This is a genomic window from uncultured Campylobacter sp. (genome assembly GCF_938017775.1).
Lineage (GTDB): Bacteria > Campylobacterota > Campylobacteria > Campylobacterales > Campylobacteraceae > Campylobacter_B.
The window spans coordinates 1-4805 of the sequence record NZ_CALIIU010000030.1; the positions used below are offsets into that span (position 1 = coordinate 1).

General features: G+C 48.1%; 4 protein-coding genes. All 4 read left to right on the top strand.

All coding sequences use genetic code 11. The annotated features are described in order from the left end of the window. Positions 1–148: 148 nt before the first annotated feature. The 4 genes from Q0537_RS10400 to Q0537_RS04645 all read left to right on the top strand — a co-directional run bounded on the left by Q0537_RS10400 (position 149) and on the right by Q0537_RS04645 (position 4461). Positions 149–2401, top strand: coding sequence for a molybdopterin-dependent oxidoreductase (locus Q0537_RS10400; RefSeq protein ID WP_291937763.1), 2253 nt, complete (start codon positions 149–151; stop codon positions 2399–2401). A gap of 270 nt (positions 2402–2671) precedes the next feature. Continuing rightward, positions 2672–3454, top strand: a complete 783-nt coding sequence (gene fdhD, locus Q0537_RS04635) for a formate dehydrogenase accessory sulfurtransferase FdhD (RefSeq protein WP_299225499.1) — start codon at positions 2672–2674, stop codon at positions 3452–3454. A 9-nt stretch (positions 3455–3463) separates the two neighbouring features. Beyond that, positions 3464–4255: a LysR family transcriptional regulator gene (locus Q0537_RS04640; RefSeq protein ID WP_297882023.1), complete on the top strand. Its 792-nt coding sequence runs from the start codon at positions 3464–3466 to the stop codon at positions 4253–4255. A 17-nt stretch (positions 4256–4272) separates the two neighbouring features. Then, the gene (locus Q0537_RS04645; RefSeq protein WP_005869215.1) at positions 4273–4461 is read left to right on the top strand and encodes a hypothetical protein; all 189 of its coding nucleotides are present in this window, start codon (positions 4273–4275) and stop codon (positions 4459–4461) included. Positions 4462–4805 lie beyond the last annotated feature (344 nt).

The following is a 4805-nucleotide window of genomic DNA, read 5'->3' on the forward strand; positions in this document are numbered from 1 at the left end:
TAAAAGCGTAAAATTTAACTATTCAATTTAATATGCGATATTTGCATATTGCTTAAATTTTGCTTAAAAAAATTCACTAATTTAAAAATTCTTTTATAATCTAGAAAGTATAATAGCCGTGCAAACCAAAATTCTTGAAAGGAATATTATGCAGTCCAGAGAAAAGATTGTCAAAACGACTTGTCCTTACTGCGGCACCGGCTGTGGTATCGATCTTATCGTAAAAGACGGCAGGATCGTAAACGCGCGCCCTACGCAGGCTCACCACGTAAATGACGGCGAGCTATGCTTAAAAGGGATGTTCGGCTGGGAGTTTGTAAACTCTCCAAAGCGCCTTGCCAAACCTATGATCCGTAAGAAAAACGGAGTATTTGATAGAAGCGGTAAGCTTGAGGAGGTAAGCTTTGAAGAGGCTTACGATTTTGTAGCGTCTAAATTTAAAGAGACTGTCGCTAAATATGGCCCAAGCTCAATAATGGGTTTTAGCTCTGCGCGCTCGAATAACGAAGACAACTACGTTTTTCAGAAATTTTTCCGTGCTCAGGGCAGCAATAACGTCGATCACTGCGCCCGTCTTTGACACGCTCCTACAGTGGCAGGTCTTGCCAACACGCTAGGAAACGGAACGATGACGAACGATTTGGTAGAATTCGCTACCGATACGGACGTATTTTTACTCATCGGCACCAACACGAGCGAGTGTCACCCGATCATCGCTATGCAGATGCAGCGAGGCTTGCAGCGCGGCGCCAAGATGATCGTCGTAGATCCGAAGCGCACAGATATGGCGAAAAAGGCCGATATCTATCTGCAAATCCCAGTGGGCGCGAACATTAAGACGCTAAATACCATTATGAATGTTATCATTGCTGAAAATCTGCAAGATGACGAGTTTATCAAAAACTACGCTCACGGCTACGAGTATCTAAAAGAGGCGGTTAAGGACTTCACACCGGAGCGCTTCGAGCGCGAGACCGGCGTGAAAAAAGAGCTCGTAATCGAAGCTGCTAGAATGTATGCTAAAGCAGGTGCAGCGGCGATCTGCTACACGATGGGCATCACACAGTTTAGCGACGGCACCTCAAACGTCTTTTCGCTTTCAAATTTAGCTATTTTGACGGGAAATTTAGGTAAAAGAGGCGCAGGCGTAAATCCTTTGCGCGGTCAAAACAATGTCCAGGGCGCATGCGATATGGGCGCGCTACCTAACGTCATCCCGGCAGGTGCGGTAAATTCCGCTTATGCTCAGGAGCAGGCACGCAGAGTATGGCACTTCGAGCTAAATCCGACTCCAGGCTTTAAGCTTACGGTCGCACCCGATAAAATGGATAGCGGCGAGCTGAAGCTGCTCTACGTTTACGGTGAAAATCCCGTAATGAGCGATCCTTGGACGGAGCACTTCGTGCATGCAACACACCATTTGGATTGCTTTATCGTGCAGGATCTTTTCTTTACCGAGAGCGCACAGAAGGCCGACGTCGTACTACCTGCTGCCGGCTGGGGCGAGAAGGATGGCACCTTTTTAAACACTTCCCGTCGCGTCCAGCGCACGCGCAAGGCAAGCGAGCCGGCTCCTGGTGTAGAGCCTGATTGGAAGGTTGTTTGCAATATCGCACAAAGAATGGGACTTGAAGGGTTTGATTTTTTAAGCGCGGAAGAAATTTGGAACGAAGTGCGTGCATTAATGCCTAAATTTTTCGGCGGTATTAGCTACTATAGACTAGATAAGCTAGGCGGCATAAGCTGGCCATGTCCTGATGAAGATCATCCGGGCACACCGGTTCTTTACGCAGATCATAAATCGATGCTGCCTGACGGTAAATTTAGAATGGTGCCGGTGCTTTACGTGGATGATAAAGAGGGGCGCGCTAAAGCTGAGGCGGATTTCAGAGCCAAGATGAAAATCCCTGATGATTATCCGGTGGGAAGCGGCGCGCTTAGCGAAATACCGGATGAAATTTATCCGTGCTTGTTTACGACCGGGCGCAAAGTCTATCACTACCACACCGGCACGATGACGAGAGAGTGCCGCGCGCTAGAGTACGGTGCGGGCGCAGAAGGCGCGCTCATCGAGGTAAGCCCCGATATCGCACGCGAACGCGAGCTTACCGAAGGCTGCTACGCGCTCGTCAAAAATAAGCGCGGTCAGATCGCCGCGAAGCTTCGTATAAATCCTGATCTGAAAGAAGGCACGATCTTTACGACCTTCCATTACAGCGAGGCCGACGGCAACGAGCTCGTGCATGCGGGCGATCTGGATCCGCTATCTGGCATCCCGCCGCTAAAGATGACGATTGCAAATATCAGAAAGCTTAGCGAGAGCGAGTTTATCGAGTTCAGAAGACAAAACGAGATGTCGATGCACTCCGAGAAACCTTATCTATCGCCGGTTCATAAGTAGTTCGGGCGGCAAGCTCCGCCCGCTTTACATAGATGAAATTTAATCGCGGCTACGGCAAAATTTGATGAAATTTCATCTCTGCGGGCGCTTCATAGCCGCTTGCAATTTGCAAGCGGCTCGTGGATTTTCCACGCGATTTTTTAAATACAAAACTGCGAGCGCTTTAAATTTACGCACGCTGCTTCAGTACTACGGCTTTACTTCGGCGAATTAAGGCTATTTAAGCAAAATTTCACTACGATACGGGCGAAATTAAAATAAGGAAGGTCTATGGAGCCGATTTATAGGGCGGAGATAGTTAAATTTAAAGGTGATGAAAGAAGGATCGTAAGCGATATCTTGGTGCGCGAGATCAAGCTTGAAATTTTACTAAACGGCGAGCGTTTCGGCGCGCTTATGGCGACTCCGAGCGATTTAAAAGCGCTTGCGATAGGCTATTTGCTGAGCGAAAATTTGATCTCGGATCCAAGCCGTATAAAAAGCATAGAGCTCGCGCCGGACGGACTTAGCGTGAATGTTTGCGGCGAGATAAACGAAAAGCGGCTAAATAGCTTCGATACCGAAAAGGTCATCATCAGCGGCTGCGGGCGCAGCTCTACCGCAAATATTGATCCTGCAGCGATGGCGGCGCGCAAAGTCCGCTCGGACGCTAAATTTCATAAGAGTGAAATTTTAAATTTGATGAGCGAGTTTTACACGCAGTGCGAGCTTTACGAGATGACCGGCTGTGTGCACACCGCAAAGCTCTTTACCGCGGGCGGCGAGTATTTTATCGGCGAGGATATCGCCCAGCACAATACCATCGATAAATCGGTCGGCAAGGCGGTTTTGGCGGGGTGCGATACGCAGGGCTCGCTTCTTTTGGTAAGCGGCAGGCTAAGCTCTGAAATGGTCGCCAAAGCCGTGATGAGCGGCATTAGCGCGCTTGTTTCGCGTACGGCTCCTACGAGCCTCGGCGTCGTGATTGCACGTAAATTTGATCTTACCCTTTGCGGCTTCGCTCGCGGCGAAAATTTAAACATTTATAGCGGCGAAGAGAGAATTTTGAGTTAAGAGGGCGGCATGGAGATAGATATTAAGATAGACGATAAAAAAGCAAGCGAGATCAAAAGGCTGATTTTAAATTTACTAAATCCAAGCGGCAAGCTTGATTGCGGCGCGGCGTTTAAGATCGCTGCCAAATTAGGCGTAGATGCAAGCGTCGTAGGAGATCTCGCGGCGCGCGAAGGGATACGGATAGATCGCTGCGAACTCGGTCAATTCGGCAAGCTGCAATGTAGCGGAGGTAGCATAAAAGCGCTGCAAAAGCTAGATCCGCTTTTGGATGAGAAAAGACGGATTTTTTGCCGTGACGCCCGAGCCGTAGCTAGCGGCGGAGTGGGGTTTGATACAGTGCGCTCTACGCTTAAGGAGCACGGCATAGACGTGAAATATTGTCAGCTGGGCTGCTTTAAGGAGAAGAAAGGCAAAAGAATGAGGGTAAAAACAAAAACTTGGATCGAAAATGCGCAGGGCGAGCTCATTTTCGGCAAGGGCAAAACCGAAGTGCTGGACGTGATCGCTCAAACGGGCTCCATCTCTAAAGCCGCCGAGGTTTTGGGGATGAACTATAAAAAGTGCTGGAGCCATCTGCAAATTTTACAAAAAAATCTACAAGAGGAGCTCTTTAGCACCAAGCAAGGCGGCGGCAATGCCGCAGGCACGACGCTAAATGCACGCGCCTATGAGCTGATCGCTGCATATAAGCAGCTGCAAAGCGATATAGAAAACTACGCAAACGAGCGCTTTAAGGAGCTTTTTTTGAAAAAAGAGGGCGAGAAAGACGCAAGTAAAGCGGCAGATAAAAACCATTAAATTTAAAGGAGAAAACGATGTTTGTAAAGCTAAACGACCGAACCTATCTAAACAAAGACAGGATCACGCGCATCAAGGTAGATAGCGTCCAAGACGGTATCAGAATTCGCTTCTACGAGGGGCAGTTTCAAGTCGCCAAAAGCGGCAGATTTGAAAGCGAAGAAAAAGCTATGGAGTGGCTGCAGAAAAATTTTATCGGCAAATAGACGCCAAGCGCACTTCATAGCCGCGCGAGCAGCTTGCGAACAGATCCGCAAAATAGCGGCTCTTTGTGATGCGCAGCGGCTCGCCGCTTATTAGCACTACGACAATTTTGGTGGTCTGTGCTTTTAAGAAGAGCCTACGCAAAGATGTTGCGGTAAAATTTACGGCGAACGAGCTTCGGATATAGAGCCTAGCGTAGCGTGCAAATAGGGATACGATTACGCAAATATGGTCTATGACGACATTCGTTCGCCAAATTTACTTGAAATATTTCATCATTTAAACCCGACCTAACGGCATTTTTCGGTCAGTTTTACTTATCGTGCCTATATAGTATTTATATTTT